This window comes from Paraburkholderia terricola, from assembly GCF_900142195.1.
Lineage (GTDB): Bacteria > Pseudomonadota > Gammaproteobacteria > Burkholderiales > Burkholderiaceae > Paraburkholderia > Paraburkholderia terricola.
In genome coordinates, this window is sequence record NZ_FRAB01000005.1 from 214,779 (window position 1) to 231,154 (window position 16,376).

15 protein-coding genes are annotated in these 16,376 nt (G+C 66.2%); 7 read left to right on the plus strand and 8 right to left on the minus strand.

Features of this window, described 5'->3' with window-relative positions:
- The first annotated feature begins 1 nt into the window (after nucleotide 1).
- The 3 genes from gspL to BUE39_RS06830 are packed head-to-tail and all read left to right on the plus strand — an operon-like array spanning nucleotide 2 to nucleotide 2,707.
- Nucleotides 2-1,399: a type II secretion system protein GspL gene (gspL, locus tag BUE39_RS06820; protein WP_073427881.1), complete on the plus strand. Its 1,398-nt coding sequence runs from the start codon at nucleotides 2-4 to the stop codon at nucleotides 1,397-1,399.
- Nucleotides 1,396-1,899: a type II secretion system protein M gene (locus tag BUE39_RS06825; RefSeq protein WP_073427882.1), complete on the plus strand. Its 504-nt coding sequence runs from the start codon at nucleotides 1,396-1,398 to the stop codon at nucleotides 1,897-1,899. The genes gspL and BUE39_RS06825 overlap by 4 nt, the downstream gene beginning before the upstream one ends.
- Before the next feature lie 28 nt (nucleotides 1,900-1,927).
- On the plus strand, nucleotides 1,928-2,707 hold the full coding sequence (locus BUE39_RS06830; protein WP_073427883.1) for a type II secretion system protein N: 780 nt from the start codon (nucleotides 1,928-1,930) through the stop codon (nucleotides 2,705-2,707).
- A 120-nt stretch (nucleotides 2,708-2,827) separates the two neighbouring features.
- On the opposite strand, the gene BUE39_RS06835 is transcribed toward BUE39_RS06830, so the two are convergent.
- The 6 genes from BUE39_RS06835 to BUE39_RS34045 all read right to left on the minus strand — a co-directional run bounded on the left by BUE39_RS06835 (nucleotide 2,828) and on the right by BUE39_RS34045 (nucleotide 9,665).
- On the minus strand, nucleotides 2,828-4,405 hold the full coding sequence (locus BUE39_RS06835; protein ID WP_073427884.1) for an efflux transporter outer membrane subunit: 1,578 nt from the start codon (nucleotides 4,403-4,405) through the stop codon (nucleotides 2,828-2,830).
- Between the two features lie 259 nt (nucleotides 4,406-4,664).
- Nucleotides 4,665-5,171, minus strand: a complete 507-nt coding sequence (locus tag BUE39_RS06840; protein ID WP_176035751.1) for a hypothetical protein — start codon at nucleotides 5,169-5,171, stop codon at nucleotides 4,665-4,667.
- A gap of 211 nt (nucleotides 5,172-5,382) precedes the next feature.
- Nucleotides 5,383-6,999, minus strand: a complete 1,617-nt coding sequence (gene gshA, locus BUE39_RS06845; protein WP_073427937.1) for a glutamate--cysteine ligase — start codon at nucleotides 6,997-6,999, stop codon at nucleotides 5,383-5,385.
- A gap of 265 nt (nucleotides 7,000-7,264) precedes the next feature.
- Complete coding sequence (locus BUE39_RS06850) at nucleotides 7,265-8,182, minus strand: DNA-3-methyladenine glycosylase family protein (protein WP_073427885.1); 918 nt, start codon at nucleotides 8,180-8,182, stop codon at nucleotides 7,265-7,267.
- Nucleotides 8,179-9,345: a bifunctional DNA-binding transcriptional regulator/O6-methylguanine-DNA methyltransferase Ada gene (gene ada, locus BUE39_RS06855; RefSeq protein WP_073427886.1), complete on the minus strand. Its 1,167-nt coding sequence runs from the start codon at nucleotides 9,343-9,345 to the stop codon at nucleotides 8,179-8,181. Before ada ends, BUE39_RS06850 begins: the two co-directional genes overlap by 4 nt.
- 77 nt (nucleotides 9,346-9,422) lie before the next feature.
- Nucleotides 9,423-9,665 (minus strand): hypothetical protein, encoded by a 243-nt coding sequence (locus BUE39_RS34045; RefSeq protein ID WP_143031912.1) that lies wholly within the window; start codon nucleotides 9,663-9,665, stop codon nucleotides 9,423-9,425.
- 63 nt (nucleotides 9,666-9,728) lie between these two features.
- Here BUE39_RS34045 and BUE39_RS06860 point away from each other — a divergent pair, with 63 nt between their 5' ends.
- Nucleotides 9,729-10,154: a VOC family protein gene (locus BUE39_RS06860; protein ID WP_073427887.1), complete on the plus strand. Its 426-nt coding sequence runs from the start codon at nucleotides 9,729-9,731 to the stop codon at nucleotides 10,152-10,154.
- A gap of 46 nt (nucleotides 10,155-10,200) precedes the next feature.
- Here the strand turns inward: BUE39_RS06860 and BUE39_RS06865 are convergent, their stop codons facing one another.
- Nucleotides 10,201-10,755, minus strand: a complete 555-nt coding sequence (locus BUE39_RS06865) for a YaeQ family protein (RefSeq protein WP_073427888.1) — start codon at nucleotides 10,753-10,755, stop codon at nucleotides 10,201-10,203.
- A 141-nt stretch (nucleotides 10,756-10,896) separates the two neighbouring features.
- Nucleotides 10,897-11,874 carry a LysR family transcriptional regulator gene (locus BUE39_RS06870; RefSeq protein ID WP_073427889.1) on the minus strand — a complete coding sequence of 326 codons (978 nt, stop codon included), beginning with the start codon at nucleotides 11,872-11,874 and terminating at the stop codon, nucleotides 10,897-10,899.
- Between the two features lie 176 nt (nucleotides 11,875-12,050).
- Here BUE39_RS06870 and BUE39_RS06875 point away from each other — a divergent pair, with 176 nt between their 5' ends.
- The 3 genes from BUE39_RS06875 to araG all read left to right on the plus strand — a co-directional run bounded on the left by BUE39_RS06875 (nucleotide 12,051) and on the right by araG (nucleotide 16,341).
- Nucleotides 12,051-13,499 carry an aldehyde dehydrogenase family protein gene (locus BUE39_RS06875; protein ID WP_073427890.1) on the plus strand — a complete coding sequence of 483 codons (1,449 nt, stop codon included), beginning with the start codon at nucleotides 12,051-12,053 and terminating at the stop codon, nucleotides 13,497-13,499.
- 174 nt (nucleotides 13,500-13,673) lie between these two features.
- Nucleotides 13,674-14,678, plus strand: a complete 1,005-nt coding sequence (locus BUE39_RS06880) for an arabinose ABC transporter substrate-binding protein (RefSeq protein ID WP_073427891.1) — start codon at nucleotides 13,674-13,676, stop codon at nucleotides 14,676-14,678.
- A 100-nt stretch (nucleotides 14,679-14,778) separates the two neighbouring features.
- Nucleotides 14,779-16,341 (plus strand): L-arabinose ABC transporter ATP-binding protein AraG, encoded by a 1,563-nt coding sequence (gene araG / locus BUE39_RS06885; RefSeq protein WP_073427892.1) that lies wholly within the window; start codon nucleotides 14,779-14,781, stop codon nucleotides 16,339-16,341.
- Nucleotides 16,342-16,376 lie beyond the last annotated feature (35 nt).

Consider the following 16,376-nt stretch of genomic DNA (forward strand, 5'->3'; position numbering starts at 1 on the left):
CTTGAGCACGCTGATCGTCCTATTGCCGCCGCGTGATCCGGCGGTGCCATCGCAGGAATGGCAACTGCCCGAGCTGCCGTTCGTGCTGCTCGACAAGTCGGGCCGCACCCAGCGCGCCGGCCGCTCGGCGCTCACGCTGCTGCCGCGCGCGGCGTCGACCGTGCTGATGGTCGCCGCCCGCGACCTGCTGATGATGCCCGCCGCGCTGCCGCCGCTGCGCGGCCCGCGGCTGCGTCAGGCGCTGCCCAACATCGTCGAGGATCAACTGATCCAGGACCCGCAAACCTGTCACATCGCCGTCGATCCGCAACCGCTCGCGGGCGGCCGGCAGTTGCTGGCGATCATCGACCGCGGCTGGTTCCGCTTCATCTGCGACGGATTTTCCGCGGCCGGCCACCGCAGCTTGCGCGCGGTGCCGGTGACGCGCTGTCTGCCGCAAGGCGTCGCGCTCGATACGCGCGTCGAAGTCGCCGAAACGGTCAACGCCGGCGAGCCGGTCGTCGCGGGTTCGTCCGATGTGACGACGGCATCGCCGGAGGCGGCGCCAGCGACGCCGATGGTGGCGGCGGTGCTCGGCGCGGTGGTCCAGACTGCCCCTGCGATGCTGCTGGAAGGCGCGGTTGAGCGCGCTCCGGAAAATGGCGTGCCGCGCGTCGAGCTGGCGATCGCGCGCGGCGTCCAGGGCGAAGGCCTGGCGGTGCCGGCCAGCACGGTGAATGCAACGCTCGGCGCGCTCGCCGGCGCGGCGCCCGTCTCGCTGTACATGCTGACCGAGGTGCCCGGCAACGAACCGAGCCTGGGCGCAAGCAGTCCGGCGCGGCTCGCCGCTTACGTGCATGGCGCCAGTCCGTTGCCGTTCGAGCAACTGGCGCGGCGCGCGCTGGAGTGCCGCCTCGATCTGTGCCAGTTCGAATTCGCCTCGCAGCCGTGGCGGCTCGACCGCGCGACGCTGCGGCGTCTGCGTCTGCCGGTGCTGTTGGCGGTCGGCGCGCTGGTGGTCGCGATCATCGGCGCGAACGTGCAGTGGCTGATGCTCGCGCGCCAACGCGACGCGATCAGCACGCAAATGACCGAACTGCTGCTCAACACCTTCCCCAAGACCACGGTCGTGCTCGATGCACCCGATCAGATGTCGCGCCAGTTGCAGCAGTTGCGCGTGGCTGCGGGCGAGTTGTCGCCGGACGATTTCCTGTCGCTCGCCGACCGCCTCGCGCGCTCGCTCGCGCCGGTGCCGCTCAACGGCATCGCAGGGCTCGACTATCACGACCGGCGGCTCGACGTGACCTTCAAGCCCGAGGTGAAGCTCGATCCCGACTTCGGCAAGCGCCTCGGGCGCAATGGGTTGAGCGGCGCGATCGACAGCAATACCGGCAAGTGGACCATCAGGAACGGACAATGAAAGCTCAACTCGCTCAAACATGGGCCGGCTTCTGGGACCAGCGCACGGAGCGCGAAAAAAATCTTCTGACGTGGGGCGGCGGCTTGCTCGCGGTGGTCATCGCGTGGTCGGTGCTGTGGGCGCCGGCGCAGGAGGGCCGCGCGCGTCTGCGTGAATCGCTGCCCACCTTGCAGCGCCAGTTGGCGCAGATGACCGCGCAATCGAGCGAAGCGCGGCAGTTGTCGGCGGCGGCTCAGGGCGTCGCGCCGACCGGCGCCGCGCTGAAGGACGCGCTCACCGCCTCGCTGGGCGATCACGGCCTCGCCGCCACCCAGGTGCAGGTGATCGGCAACGTGGTGCAGGTCCAGATGAAAAACGCGTCGTTCCCCACGTGGACGAGCTGGGTCGACGACGTGCGCAAGCAGTTCAAGGTGCAGGTGGCCGAGGCGCACGTGACCGCGCTCAAGGAAGACGGCCAGGTGGATCTGACGGCGTCGTTCCAGCCTTCGACCGCGAAATGAACATCACCGCGCCGTTACGGGATATCGCATGACTTACTGGATGCGGCGCTTGCGCGTCGCACTGCCCTGGCTGGCGATCGCGGTGCTGTCCGCCGCGGTCGTGATGCTCGCGTTGTTGCCGGCCGCGTGGATCACGCCGCAGTTCGCCAAACAGACGCGTGGTCACGTCAATCTGGTCGACCCGGCCGGCTCGCTGTGGCACGGCTCGGCCACGCTGATGCTGGCCGCCGGCTCCGACATGAGCGCGCCGACCCTCCTGCCTGGGCGGATCGAATGGCGCACGTCGTTCTGGCCGCTTTTCACCGGCCGCGTGCGCATGACCATGCGGCAGAGCGAAGCGATGCCCGAGCCGATCACCGTCGACGCCACGCCGCGCAGCGCCACGGTCACGCCGGGCGAACTCGCCGTGCCGGCGTCGCTGCTGAGCGGCCTGGGCGCGCCTTTCAATACGCTCGATTTGCAGGGCGAGGTGCGACTGTCGTGGTCGGACTGGCGCAGCTTCAACAAGGAGGCATTCGGGCAGCTCACCGTCACGCTGAACGACGTCAGCTCACGTGTGTCGCCGGTCAAGCCGCTGGGATCGTACCGGGTGCTGTTCCAGGCGCAAGGGGCTTCTTCGACAGTCGAACTGACGACGATCAAGGGCCCGCTGATGCTGGACGGCAGCGGCACGGTGTCGGCCGCTTCAACCTCGTTTCGAGGCACGGCCAGTGCCGCGCCGGAAGCGCGCGATATCCTCGCGGGATTGCTGAACCTGCTGGGGCGGCCGAGCGGACCGGGCACGGTGACGTTGAGCTTCGCGCACTGACGCGGGCGAACGCCTTTTGACGTCCAGACAACGCCGTTGAAAAAGAAGCGGCATGGTGCGTGCGCCATGCCGCTTCTTTTTCGCCCTTCTTTCCTGCCGGTTCGTTTGCGAGCCGCGCGTCTATTTGCTCTGCGTCTGCGTCTGCTGCTGCGACGGCGCCGGCGTGACTCCGTTTTGCGCCACGGGCGTGGCCGATGAAGCCGGCAGCGGCGCCGGCGCCGCCACGTCGCCCGTTTCACGATTCATTTGCGACGCGTCCCAACCGCCGCCCAGCGCCTTCACCAGACCCACCGACGACACCATCCGCTGTCCCGCGATGCTCTTCAACTTCTGCTCGGCGGTGAAGGCGGTGGTTTGCGCGGTCAGCACGTTGACGTAGCCGACCGTGCCCGCCTTGTATTCGTTCGTGACGATCGCGAGCGCCTGCCGGGCCGACTCCACCGCCTGCTGCTGCACGACGACTTCCCTTTCGAGGATGCGCTGCGACGCGAGGTTGTCCTCGACGTCCTGGAACGCGGTCAGCACCGTCAGGCGGTAAGTGGCGACATCGGCGTCGTAGGCCGCGCGAGCCGCTTCGGTCTGCGCCTTGCGCAAGCCGGCGTCGAAGATCGTCGCGGCGAGTTGCGGGCCGAGCGTCCAGAAGCGCGACGGCGCGGTCAGCAACTGCGAGAACACGGAATTTTCGAAGCCGCCGCTGGCCGACAACGTGAGCGACGGGAAAAACGCCGCAATCGCCACGCCGATCTGCTCGTTGGCCGCCGCGGCCTTGCGCTCCGCCGACGCGATATCCGGACGCCGTTCGAGCAGCGCCGACGGCATCTGCGCGGGCACGGCCGGCGGCGTGGCGGTGAGCGGCATCGGTGGAATCGAGAAGGTGGAGGCCGGTTCGCCGACCAATACCGCGATCGCGTGTTCGTCCTGCGCGCGCTGCACGCCGTTGTCGATCGCCGCCGCCTGGGCCGACTGCAATTGCGTTTGCGCCTGAATCACGTCGGAGCGCGCGGCGACGCCCGCCGCGTACTGGTTTTGCGTGAGTTGCAGCGAGCGCTGATAGGCCGCGACGGTCTCGTCGAGCAATTGTTGGGTGGCGTCGAGCGCGCGCAGCGAGAAATAGGTTTGCGCGAGCGTGGCCTGCGCGGAGAGCCGCGCGTTCGCCAGGTCCGCGGCGGCGCCTTGCTGGCCGGCTTTCTGCGCGTTGACCGAGCGGGTCACCGAGCCCCACAGATCCGGCTCCCAGCTCGCGTCGAGCTGTACGTTGAAACTGTTGCTGACGCCGGAGCGGCTGCTGGTGGAACCCGTGGACGATGAACCGGTGCCGGAACGTGTCGCGCCCGCCGACGCACCGATTGTGGGGAAATAGGCGGCACGCGCTTCGCCGACCAACGCGCGCGCCTGGCGATAGGCGGCGGCATATTGAGCGATGGTCTGGTTCGCGGTGTTCAGCTTCTCTTCGAGCGCATTAAGCTGCGGGTCCTGGTAGATGGTCCACCAGTCGCCGCGGTCTTGCTGATCGGCCGGTTGAGCGACTTTCCAGCCGGGCGCGGCTTCCTTGTAGGACGCGGGGATCTCGGCGGCGGGCCGCTTGTAGTCGGGGCCGACCGCGCAACCGGCCAGCAGGGTGGCAAGCGCCGCGGCAACCGCGAGAGTGAGGACGCGAGGCGCAAGCATCCGCGCGCGCGAGATTCGATCAGACTGCATGCAATGGATTCCTTCTGGACGCCGCGGTGCGGCCGATCACGGCGCTGCCGGCCTGGCGAGCTCGTGAGTCTGCCGGCATGTTAGCGTGAGTCCGCGCGAGGCGCGGCAAACCGAAAGGGTAATGCGGGGAGAAGTGCGGGTGTGTTACTTGGGGTATCGCGTTGGTTACTTGCTGTTACCGCGATGGGCGATTGATTCGTGGTTTTGCCCGGCGCCGCACTGTTGGTCATACGCGAGCGGCGTTCCCGCCGCCCTCCACTTACTGCGTCACCCCTTCGCCATTCGCTCCCGGGACCGATTGTCCCTGCGCGGCATCGGGATGCATCGCCGAAGATGCCGGCGCTGCCTGCGACGCTTTCCCCCCGCTCTGCGGCGCGACCGTCGCGCTGCCTCGCACATATTGCTTGAAGTCGGCGCCGGCTTCCCACGGGTTCGGCTTGCAACCGAGCGAGCCGTCGCAGTGCGCGGCGAAGCCGATCGTTGCCGTGCCGTCAGGGTTCGCGGCTCGCGTGATCTGATACGCCAACGCACGTTTGCCGCCGTCCGGACCCGCGGTCTGGATCAGCGTGTCGGTCGCGGATTCGACGCTGTACTTCGAATGGCTCGTCACCCACGTCTGCGCGCGTTGCCACCATGCGTCGCATTCGACCTTGTTCGAACACGTCAGCGGTGTCGTCGCGATCTGCATGACGTCCGGATCGACTTGCCCCTGTGTCGAACATCCCGCCGCCATGATGCACGCCACGGCCAACAGACTTTTTTTCACGTTGATTCCTCCCTGTTCGAAGCCTCTCCTTCAAGTTTCGACCGCGATGTCGGTACGGTGTTTCATCCAGATCAGGGAAGCGTCAAAACGCGCGGAGAATTTGCCGATGTCGTTTTATCCGCAACGCCGCGCGATGTAGACGTTACCTGCGCGCATGAAAAAAGCGGCCTCGCGGGCCGCTTTTCATCTCAGCGACATGCGTCGCTCAATCTCAAACGCTGAAGCGGTTCAACGTGTACGCGCGATAAGCCGCGACAAACGCATCGAATGAACCGACTTCTTCCTGTTCGAGCATGGCCTGTTCGGCAAGCGATTGTTCGGCGAGGTCTGTGAACGCCCTCGTCTCTTCGGCATTCAGCGGACGCGCGCGGAAATACTCGGCGTGCGCTTCGCTCTGCTCGAGTCCGAACGCGAGGAAACTCTGTTCCTTGTCACGCATGGTCCGCAGCACGCGCGCCGAGGGCGTGAGCGATGCGTCCGCCAGCTTCGCGCGTTGAACCGCCACGGCGCGCGCATGGGCGTCGCCGCCTTGCAACGCGTCGAGTGCGGCGGCCGCCGCGTCGATCTTCACGAAGATTTCGTTGGCCCAATCCGTCATCGCGACCGGACGGCCGTCGCGCGTGAGTTCGAGGCCGGGCTTGCGGCCCTCCATCGTCACGCGGCCGAAGTTCCGGTTCGCCTCGGCGTAGGCGTCAGGCGGCAGCGGCGCGCTGTCGTCCAGTGCGCAGACCAGCAGGTAGGCGTCGAGAAAGCGCGACGTTTCGAGCGAAATACCGGCCGGCTCGAACGGATCGATGTCCATGCAGCGCACCTCGACGTACTGCACGCCGCGCGCGGCCAGCGCATGCAGCGGACGCTCGCCCGGATGCGTGACGCGCTTCGGACGAATGGTCGAGTAGAACTCGTTTTCGATCTGCAGCACGTTCGTGTTGATCTGCACCCACTCGCCGTCGCGCTGTGTGCCGATCGCCTCGTAGGGCGGATACGGCTGGCTCACGGCTTTCCCGAGTGCGTCGAGGTAGCCCGGCAACGTGTCGTAGTCGGCGTGCAGCGCGGCTTGCGCCGTGGTGTTCGAATAGCCGAGGTCGCTCATGCGCAGGCTGGTTGCGTAGGGACGGTACAGCGTGTCGGCGTCGAACGTTTCGAGCGTGTGTTTGCGATCGCGCAGGAAGCGGCGATCCAGCGCCGGCGATGCGCCGAACAGGTACATCAGCAGCCAGTTGGTGCGGCGGAAATTGCGGATCAGCGCGAGGTAGCGGTCCGACTGAAAATCGACGGCGTTCGCGGTGGATCGCTGGTCCGCCTGCAACACGCGCCACACTTCCTCGCTCAGCGAATAGTTGTAGTGGATGCCCGCGATGCATTGCATCGTGCGACCGTAACGCAGCGCGAGGCCGATGCGGTACACGTACTTCAATTTGCCGATGTTCGACGTGCCGTAGCGCGCGATCGGGATGCCCTCGTCGGTGTCGGGCAGCAGGCCCGGCATCGAGTTGTTCCACAGAATTTCGTCGCCGAGTTCGGCGTAGACGAAACGATGCAGCGTGTCGAGTTTCTCGAGCGTGATCGCCACGTCGTGCTCGGCGGGCGTGATCAGTTCGAGCAGCGCTTCGGAATAGTCGGTGGTGAGCGATGGATGCGTGAGCGCCGAACCGAGCGCGCGCGGATGCGGCGTCAACGCGAGCTTGCCGTCCCGCGTCACGCGCAGGCTTTCTTTTTCGATGCCGCGCAGGCCGCTTACCAGCGCGTCGCGCCGAGGGCCGGAGGTCAGCACGGACAGGCGGTGCGAGAACACGTCGGTCGTGCGGGAAAGTGTGGTGTTTGGCATTGATGCGAGTCGGGCGTTGTCGGCCGCCATGTGCCGCTTCACTGCTCACAGGCAGCATGGCGCGGTTGACAACGTTCGGCGGAATTTTCAGGTAGCGGGCACTTTAACATCTCGCCACGGCGGCTGCTTGAGGCCGCCTCGGCGGGGCGTCGGCGCACTAGCGCTGTCTGTTTTCCCGACGATTCGGCTTGCCTTGCATCGCGTCGCTCTACGCCCACGCGCATTGCACGCGATGCGCGTTTCCCCTTCCGCATGAGGCGCGCGCCTAGCCCCCGCGCGCGGCGCCTGCGCGGTCCGCTACCTCGTTCCACAGATGCATCGCCGCATACGCGCGCCACGGCCGCCATGCGTCGGTGCGCACGCGCTGCTGCGTGGGCCGCACGAGCGACGGGTCGCGCGCGCAGATCGACTGCATCAGCACGAGGTCCCAGGCGGGCCACGCGTCGGCGTCGCGCCATGCGCGCATCGCGACGTATTCGACGGTCCAGGGGCCGATGCCGGGCAGTGCGAGCAAGGCGGCGCGCAGGCTGTTCGCATCGGTGACGCCGCTGTCGAGCGGCACGTCTCCCGAAGCGACCGCTCGTGCGAAGCCCTGCAACGCCGCTACGCGTTTACCCGGCATGCCGATCTGCGCAAGATCGACGACGGCGAGCGCAGCCGGTGTCGGAAAGCGCCAGGCGGTGTTCTCGTGCGGATGCCCTTCGATGCGCTCGCCGGCGCGCTGCACGAGACGTCCGATGATGGTGGTCGCCGCCTTCACGCTGACCTGCTGGCCGACGATCGCGCGCACCACCAGTTCGAAGCCCGACCACGCGCCCGGCACGCGCAAGCCCGGCACCGCCTCGATCAATGGCGCGAGCCACGGGTCGGCGGCGAGTTCCGCGCCGATCTTCTTCGGATCGGCGTGCAGATCGAACATCCGCGCGATCGGTGCGGCGAGCGCGTCGGCGTGACGGCTCACCGGGCCTTCGATGTTGGCGACGAGGCAGCGCTTGCGCGGATGCAGACGCACGCTCAGCGTGCCGCTGTCGCCGGTCCAGTCGATGGCGCGGCGATAGGCGCCGTCTTCCACCGCTTCGACGCCCGGCGTCGCGCGTCCGCCGAAAAAACGCAGCAGACGCGGCCAGTCGAAGGGTGGTTTGAACGGCAGTTCGAGCGTTGCGACGTGGTCGAGCGTGCTCACGCGGCGTGATCCAGATTGGTGGTGGTTTCGGTCATATCGGCTTTGCGGCGCTCGGATTGGTGTTGCGAAACATCGCCGGCATGCTGGGCCTCGTTGTCGAGCAGCGCGGCCTTGCGCGGCAGGCCCCAACGATACCCGGCCAGCGCCCCGCCCTTTTGCACCACGCGATGACAGGGAATCGCCAGCGCAACGGGGTTCGTCGCGCACGCGCTCGCGACCGCGCGCACGGCGCGAGGCGCGCCGACGGCTTCGGCGATCTGTGTATAGCTGCGCGTCTCGCCGTATGGAATGCGCCGCAGCGCGTCCCATACGCGCTGCCGGAACGCCGTTGCGGCGATATCCAGCGGCAGATCGAAGTCCTGGCGGGTGCCGCGCAGATACGCGTCGATCTGCGCGATGAACGGTGCGAGCCGTTCGGGATCTTCCCGCACATCGGCGTTGGCGAACTCGCTGCGCAGTTCGTCGGCGAGCAAGCCGGCGTCGTCGCCGAAACCGATCTTGCAGATGCCTTTTTCGGTGGCCGCGACCAGCACGAAGCCGAGCGAAGTGGGCGCGCCGGCGTAGCGCACGGTGAGCCCCGCGCCTTTGCGGCGAAACTCGGAGGGCGCCATGCCTAGTTCGGCCGACGCGCTGTCGTACATCCGCGACGGCGAGCCGAAGCCGGCGTCGAGCGTGGCGCGCGTGACGTCCGAGCCGCTTTGCAGCGCGTCGCGCAACGCTGCGCCCCGCTGCGCCGCCTGATATTGACGCGGCGTCACGCCCACCACGCGCTTGAACAGACGCTGCAGGTGAAACGGACTGACGTGCACGGCGTCGCTCAGTTGCGCGAGCGTGAGGCGCTGGTGCGGATCGGCGTCCAGCGCGGCACAGGCGCGATTGACGATTTCCAGTTCACGCGGCAGGCCGCCCGGCTGGCACCGCTTGCAATCGCGGAAACCCGCGGCGCGCGCGGCGGCGACGTCGGTGAAAAAAGCGACGTTCTCGCGGCGCGGCTGGCGCGATGCACACGACGGACGGCAGAACACGCCGGTCGTCTTGACGCCATAGAAGAACGCGCCGTCGGCTTGCGGTTCGCGGCGCGTGACGGCTTCCCAGCGCTCGTCGTCGGAGGTCCAGCCGGCGGCGTCGGGCGCGATGTCAGTACGGTAGAGGGTGCGGTTCATGATGATTCCCGAAGGCGGTGTCGATGCTCACCAATGTAGGCCGCCTGCCGACACACTACGCTCCGGTTCTTGCTCTGTCATTGCGCTTCCTCGTAGGGCTGGAAGCCGCGGCGGACGGTCTTTCCATGAAAAAGTGCGACAATTTGGCCCGATATCGGGTTTTCCCTTAAAAAGTTATTGCGTCGCACCAGGTGCATGTGTATATTAGTACCTGTCTCCTCCATGTCTCCTCCTGATATGGATTCAGCCCGCTCCACATAGAGCGGGCTTTTTTTCGCCTGTACGTTTCTAAACTGCCCCTTCGCGGCGCGTTCTCGCATCTGCCGAGCTTTCTTCTACACTGGGTATTCCACCCGTTTCGTCGACCGGCAAGGGCGTCTGAGATGAAAATCCACATTCGCGAGATCGATCACATCGTCATTCGAGCATCCGACGTCGAGAAGATGACGCGCTTTTACTGCGATGTCCTCGGATGCAGCGTGGAAAAGGAGCAGCGCGATCTGGGCTTGACGCAGTTGCGCGCGGGCCGCTCGCTGATCGACCTGCTGCAGGTGGGCGCGAAGCTCGATCGCGCGGAAAACGGCGCGCCCGGCGCCGGGCGGAATATGGACCACGTGTGTTTGCGCGTCGAACCGTTCGACGCCGAGGCGCTCAAGGCGCATCTCACCGGACACGGCGCACCGCTGGGCGAACATGCGCGGCGCTATGGCGCGGACGGCTTTGGGCCGTCGCTGTATCTGTTCGACCCCGAAGGCAATATGGTCGAACTCAAGGGCCCGCCTGACGCGGCGCGGTTGACGTCGCTCTAAGCCTGCCCGGAAGCCGTCAGGCCAAAGCCGAGCCTCAAGCCGAACCTCAAGCGCTGGCCGGCGCCTTCAACACCGTCCATTCGATCTTCACTGCATCGGATTCCGCGCTGCCGAGCCACGCTTCGCCGTCCTGCACCGTGCATTGCAGGCGCATGGTGCGTTCGGCGAGCGAGCCGAGCGCGTCGGCCACGCCTTCCGCGAGCGTCCAGACCGTCACGTTGCGCATGCGTTCGACCTTGTTCTTCACGCCTTGCCACCAGATGTCCGAGGCGCGGCCGCCATAGGCGATCACGATCACCTCGTTCGAGCGGCCGCTCGCCTTGGCGATGCGCCGTTCGTCCGGCTGGCCGACTTCGATCCAGGTTTCGATCGCGCCGGTGAGATCCTTTTGCCACAGATCCGGTTCGTCGACATCCGACAAGCCTTTGCAGAATTCGAGGCGTTCCTGCGCGAACAGCGCGAACGCGGCGACGCGAACCATCATTCGCTCGTCGGTTTCCGAGGGATGACGGGCGATCGTCAGCGAATGGTCGGCGTAATAGTGCCGGTCCATGTTGGCGATTTGCAGTTCCGCCTTGTAAATCGTCGATTTGAGAGCCATGCCGTTGCTAAACCAGGCGCTCGCTCCACCGGAGCGAACAGAAAAAGAGTCGTCGACGGCTCGCTGCCGTTTTCGGTGTTTGTTGTACATCGCCGTTCCTCCCGCGCGCCGTCAAACCGGCTTTTACAACGGAAGGAGCATTTATCGCGCCACCGCCAGCTCGAACGCCGTGCCGTAGACCTCGGCGGCCGCTTCCCGCAAGGCTTCGAGCACCAGGGCGGCCGCTGGCGAAAGCAGATGCGACTGGCGCGTGATGATACCGAATGTATCCATCCTGCACGGCAAATCGATCGGCAACCGCTTCAATACACCGTACTGTTGGTATTGACGCGCCACTTCGTCCGGCAAAACCGCCAACATGTCGCTTTGGAGTAGCAAGCTCGAAATCGCCAGAAAATTGTTGGTATTCACCACGTTTTGCGGCGGATTCAGCCCGATCTGCGAAAACATCAGATCGAAACGATGGCGCAAGACGCTGCCGGGCGGATGCAAAACCCAGCTCGCGTTGACGATTCCCCGCAGCGTCAAACCTGTCTCATTTTCGAGAGGATGGCCGGGGCGCGCGACCACGCAAAGCGGCTCGTCGGCGAGCGGTTCGTAGCGGACTTCGGCCTTGAACTGGTTTTGCCGCTCCAGTACGCGGCCGATCATGATGTCGAGTTCGCCTTCCGCGAGCCGCGGCAGCATCACGTCGGAGGTTTCGACCTCCGCCCAGATCTGCAACTGCGGATAGCGCTCCTTCACGTCGGCGATCGCGCGCGGCACCATCGTCGCGGCCGCCGCCGCGATCACGCCGATGCGCACCTGGCCCGCGAGACCGGCCCGCAGCGCGGAGATTTCGTCGTGCGCGTGGCTCAGATTAGAGAGCACCATGCGCGCGTGACGGATCATCACCTCGCCGTACAGCGTGGCGTGCATGCCGTGCGGCGTGCGGTCGAACAGGCTCACCTCGAGCATGTCCTCCAACTCCTTGAGCAGGCGCGACGCGGCGGGCTGCGTCATGCCGAGCACGTCGGCCGCGCGGCGCACGTTGCCCTCCTCCTCCATTGCCGCGAGCAGCAGCAACTGCCGCGTCTTGAGTCGCGCGCGCACGAACCAGTTCGAGTAGCTGCGTGTCATGGCTTGTCTCCTAAAGCGGCTTAAGCCGTCTGTCGCGGAAGTGTCAAGATTGAGACGCCATCATGCCATACCGGAATTGATATGGCAGTAGTGAAAAAAGGGATTGGAAAGTTATTGGGACGGCCCATACCATTCGTGGACTTTGTGAGCTTCCTCAAATTGGCGTCTTCCCGTCGATGAATCGCGATCCGCTCGTCCCGCTCGTTGCCAGCCCGTTCCGCCACTACATCAATGGCGGCTGGGAGACAGGCGCGACCACGGGCATTTCGCTGAATCCTTCCGACCTCGACGAACCGCTCGGCGAGTATGTGCGCGCCGACGCGCGGCAGACCGATACGGCGATCGAAGCGGCGAGCGCGGCCTTCCGCGAATGGTCGCTGGGTTCGGCGCAGCGCCGCGCGGATGCGCTCGACGCGATCGGCAGCGAGATGCTGGCGCGCCGCGACGAACTTGGCCGGTTGCTCGCGCGCGAGGTCGGCAAGACCTTGTCCGAGGCGTTGGCCGAAGCCACCCGCGCCGGGCAGATTTTCAAGCTGTTCGCGGCCGAGGCGTTGCGCGCGTTCGCCGAGCCCGTCGCCGCGCCGCGCGCGGGCGTCGAGATCGACGTGACGCGCGAACCGCTCGGCGTGATCGGCATCATCGCGCCGTGGAGCGCGCCGCTCGCGATTGCCGCCGCGAAGGTCGGCGCCGCGCTGGCGCACGGCAACTGCGTCGTCTTCAAGCCGGCCGAATCGGCGCCGGCTTGCGCCGCCGCATTGGCCTCGATCATCAATCGGGCCGGCTTGCCGGCGGGCGTGTTCAACCTCGTGATGGGTAGCGGCCGGCAGGTCGGCGCGCGGATCGCCGCGCATCCGCTGGTCGCGGCGGTCAGCTTCACCGGCTCGGCGGAAACCGGCACGCGCGTGCTGCAAGCCGCCGCCGCCCGCCAGGCGCGCGTGCAACTGGAGATGGGCGGCAAGAATCCGTTCGTGGTGCTGGCCGATGCCGAACTCGACGGCGCCGTGGATGCGGCCTTGACCGGCGCCTTTAGTTTCGCGGGGCAACGCGGTACGGCGGCCTCGCGGCTGATCGTCGAGCGGGCGGTGTTCGAGCCGTTCGTCGACGCACTGCGGACCAAACTCGCCCGGCTCTCGGTCGATCATGCGCTGAAGCACGGCACGGATATCGGGCCGCTCGCGAACGCCGCGCAACTGGCGCGCAATCTCGACTACGTGCGCATCGGCCAGGAAGAAGGCGCGCAATTGCTGCGCGGCGGTGTTCAACTGGAGCGCGCGACGCGCGGCTACTTTTTCGAACCCGCGCTGTTCGTTGCGGAGCCCGAACACCGCATCGCGCGAGAAGAGATTTTCGGGCCGCTCGCCGTGGTGCTGCGCGCCGACGACTACGACCACGCGCTGCATCTCGCGAACGATACGGCCTACGGTTTATGCGCCGGCATCTGCACGCGCTCGCTGAGCCGCGCGCGGCATTTCCGGCGCCATGCGCATAGCGGGGTCGTCACGATCAATCTGCCGACCACCGCCATCGAGCACCACGCGCCCGGCGGCGGCCGCAAGGCCTCCGCCTACGGCGCAACCGACGCGGCCTTCTGGACGGCCGTGAAAACGGCTTACGTCGCGGGCTGAGCGCCATGAGATACGCTTGCACCCCCGCTCATCCGATCGCGCCGCGCACGGCCCGCTCCGGCGCGCCTGCCACGCCCGATCGCCACGTCTATCCACGTCCCGGTTAACGCCGCCGTGCATACCCCGCTGCTACCAAACGAAATCAATGCAGCTTTTCAACCTCAGGAGACAGACATGACCAGCAAGCTTCGCCGTTTGACGCTAACCGCGATGGCCGCCGCCGTCCTCGCCGCGCCCTTTGCCGCGCAGCTTTCCGCCCATGCGGATCAGCCGCTCAAGGTCGGCTTCCTCGTGAAGATGCCGGAACAGGCGTGGTTCATCAACGAACAGAAAGCCGCGACCGCGCTCGGCCAGAAGGACGGCTTCTCCGTCGTCAACATCGGCACGCCGGACGGCGAGAAAGTATTGGCCGCGATCGACAACCTCGGCGCGCAAGGCGCCAAGGGCTTCGTGATCTGCGCGCCCGACGTCCGTCTCGGACCGGCGATTCAGGCGCGCGCCAAGCGCTACAACATGAAGTTCGTCACCGTCGACGATCAACTGGTCGACTCCACCGGCAAGCCGCTCGCGAACGTGCCGCATCTGGGCATGTCCGCGTTCAAGATCGGCAATCAGGTCGGCACGGCGATTGCCGAAGAGATGAAGCGCCGCGGCTGGAAGCCGGAGGAAGTCGGCGCGCTGCGCATCACGAACTACGAATTGCCGACCGCGAAGCTGCGCACCGACGGCGCGACGCAAACGCTGCTGGCCGGCGGCTTCAAGAAGGAAAACGTCTTCGACGCTCCGCAAAAGACGACCGATGACGAAGGCGGCTTCAACGCATCGTCGCCGGTGCTCGCGCAGCATCCGAACATCAAGAAGTGGGTGATCTTCGCGCTCAACGAGGAAAGCGTGCTGGGCGGCGTGCGCGCCACCGAGCAATTGCACATTCCGGCGGCGGATGTGATCGGCGTCGGCATCAACGGTGCGGGCGAAGCGTTCGCCGAATTCCAGAAGAAGGAACCGACCGGCTTCTACGGCACGATCGCCGTGAGCTCGACGATGCACGGCAAGGAAAGCACGGAGAATCTGGTCGAGTGGATCAAGGCCGGCAAGCAGCCGCCCGCCGACACGCAAACCACCGGCAAGCTGATGGTGCGCGGCAACTGGCAGGACGTGCGTAAGGAACTCGGCATTTAAGCGGGATTCGAGTCCGCGGTTTGCGGGCCGCCTCGCGTAGCGAGCATCACGCCACTGCGAGCGCGGCCCGCGCGTTTGTCCTTCAGCTCAAGGTTTTTCGATGACGTCCTCACACACTGAGTCCCACGCGGGCGCAGCGACGCTTTCGGCGCAAGCGCCCTCGCCTGTGCCCGACTCCACGGAGCCGTATCTGCAACTCGACGGCATCACCGTGCGCTTTCCCGGCGTGCTCGCGCTCGACCAGGTGTCGCTGGAAGTGCGGCGCGGCGAGGTGCACGGCCTGATGGGCGAAAACGGCGCAGGCAAATCGACGTTGCTCAAGGTGCTGTCCGGCGTGAATCAACCGGCGGCGGGCACGTTGTCGCTCGATGGTATCGAGCAGCACTTCACCACTACGAAGGCGGCCATCGCGGCGGGCGTCGCGATCATCTATCAGGAACTGCATCTGGTGCCGGAGTTGACGGTCGCGGAAAACCTGATGCTCGGCGCCCTGCCCAACCGTTTTGGCGTGCTCGACGAAAAAGCGCTGGTGGCGCGCGCGGTGCGTGAACTGGAACGGCTCGGCGAAAAAATCGATCCGTCGCAGCAGGTGAAGAATCTGTCGATCGGCCAGCGTCAGATGATCGAGATCGGCAAGGCGCTGATGCGCGACGCACGCGTGATCGCCTTCGACGAACCGACCAGTTCGCTGTCGTCGCGCGAGACCACGCAACTGTTCCGAATCATCCGCGCATTGAGGGCCGAGGGCCGCGCGATCATTTACGTCACGCATCGGATGGACGAAGTCTACGAACTGTGCGATCGCGTGACGGTGTTTCGCGACGGCCGCCGCATCGATACGTTCGCCGCCGGTGAAGGACTCGATCGCGACCGGCTGATCAGCTGCATGGTGGGCCGCTCGATCGCCGACGTGTACGGCTATCGCTCACGCGAACTCGGCGGCGTGCAGCTCGAAGTCAACGGATTGATGGGACGCGGCTTGCGCGAACCGGCTTCCTTCGTCGCGCGCAAGGGCGAAATCGTCGGCTTCTTCGGCCTTGTCGGCGCGGGCCGTTCCGAGTTGATGAAGCTGATCTACGGCGCGGTCAAGCCGAGCGCCGGCGAAATCACGCTCAAGGGCAAGCCGGTGCGCTTCGCCACGCCGCGCGACGCGGTGCGCGCGGGCGTCGCGTTGTGCCCGGAAGATCGCAAGCAGGAAGGCATCGTGTCAATCGCCTCGGTGTCGGACAACCTCAACATCAGTTGCCGGCGCCATTTCAGCCGCTTCAACGTGCTCAACGGCCGCAAGGAAGCGCAAACCGCGAAGGAGTTCATCGGCAAGCTCGCGATCAAGACGCGCAACGGCGAGACGCCGATCGGCACGCTCTCGGGCGGCAATCAGCAGAAGGTGATTCTGTCGCGCTGGCTCGCGGAAGAGATCGACGTGTTCCTGATGGACGAGCCCACGCGCGGCATCGACGTCGGCGCGCGCAGCGAGATTTACGGCCTGTTGTATGGGCTCGCCGAAGCGGGCCGCACGGTCATCGTCGTGTCGAGCGATCTGGCCGAGGTGATCGGCGTGGCGGACCGCGTGATCGTGATGAAGGAAGGCTGCATCGTCGGCAATCTGCCGAAGGCGCAGGCCACGCCGGATGCGCTCATCAAGCTCGCCCTGCCCCGCTAACACCATCGAAAGGCCGCCGAATCGCGCCATTGAAA